This is a genomic window from Natrialba chahannaoensis JCM 10990, from assembly GCF_000337135.1.
Lineage (GTDB): Archaea > Halobacteriota > Halobacteria > Halobacteriales > Natrialbaceae > Natrialba > Natrialba chahannaoensis.
In genome coordinates this window covers 1-1,423 of sequence record NZ_AOIN01000087.1, presented here as the reverse complement: position 1 = coordinate 1,423, position 1,423 = coordinate 1, and the positions used below count along the sequence as shown (strand labels likewise).

The window sequence follows — 1,423 nt, the reverse complement described above, 5'->3', positions numbered from 1 at the left end:
CCGCGACCTGCGAGAGACGGTCGGTCGCCACGACGAGACGATCAAAGAGATCGAAACTGCCCGCGAGGAATTTGAGGAGTCACTCGAACAGAACCTCAACGGGGAGGCACTCGCCGAGATCGAGGCGGCAGCCGAGCAGTCCGCGGGAGCGGAGTTCGCCAAAGGCGGCGGTAAGGGCCTGCTGAAACGGCTGGCTGCCGGCGGTGCTGGCGTCGCTACCATGATTGGCCTCGGTGCCAGCGACCCGTCGGCGCTGGCCGATGTCCTCCCGGTGGTCGCCTCGTCAGTCGTCGGTGCGGCGACCGACGGCGCAGACGCTGCGCTCTCACAGGGTGGTGGTGCCACGCCCGAAGTTGTCGCCGAGACCGTGGAAACGAAACTCGCCCAGAGCGAGGACTTCGCCGAGAANGCGCTCTCACAGGGTGGTGGTGCCACGCCCGAAGTTGTCGCCGAGACCGTGGAAACGAAACTCGCCCAGAGCGAGGACTTCGCCGAGAAAATTGCCACCAACGACGCTCTTGCCGAGGCACTGGCAGGCAAGGACGCATTTGTAGACAGCGTGGCCGATCTGGTCGCCGGAAAGACTGGTGGTGAGACAGTGGCTGGTGAAGGAGGACACGTTTAAATATGAAAGCTGTGATCACAGGAGAGATAGAAGACTTGGTAGGTGTGAATCTACGCGACAATGATGGTGTCGAACATGTCTTAGATGTTCGAAAGTCAGACGGGGAGATTACCGCTCATCAACAAGACGGCTACCCAGACGAACCGAGTGAGCGCTCTCCTGACGGCGTACGCAACGTAACACAGGCCCAGCAGTACGCCAAGTACTACGTCTACAAGGACTGTGGCTACCCGACGATTTCGCTGCAGGAAGACCCCGACCGCATTACGCTCGTCGCACTGATCGTCGCGGCGATGGACACTGATACGTTCGAAGAGTACTTCGGTGACTTCTACCAGCAGTTCCGCTACCATCACGAAGACGAGGATCCAGCCATCGAAATTCCGGATGACCTCTACACCGAGGATGTCTTCTACTACTACACGACGGAGATTTTCCTCGGCCTGGACGAGACTGCCGAGGCGGACCTGATCGAGCAGCTTCAGGACGAGACCGTCCAGGAGTATCTCGAGGAAGCCGAATCGATCACGGGAAGCGGCGACGTTGCAGCCATCGCCGACGAACTCTCGGCGCTGGCTACCGAGCACGGCTTTGGTGGCGGTGAACTCCAGACGCTCGCACCCGAGCAGTGGATCGAGACAACCTCGGGGCTGCACGTCAAGTGGGAAATCGGCGACGAGATTTACGGCGAATTCAACGACGAGCCCGACCTCGACCGTGGGCCGGACGCCGAACTGGAGTTAGTGCCCCACGAGCCCGAGTCGATGGAGGCGCTCCAGGAGTACGCAGTGCACAACC

At 60.7% G+C, this 1,423-nt stretch carries 1 protein-coding gene; it reads left to right on the top strand.

Features of this window, described 5'->3' with window-relative positions:
• Positions 1 to 627: 627 nt before the first annotated feature.
• The coding region (locus C482_RS15915; RefSeq protein ID WP_049896862.1) for a hypothetical protein at positions 628 to 1,423 on the top strand (796 nt) is incomplete at its 3' end.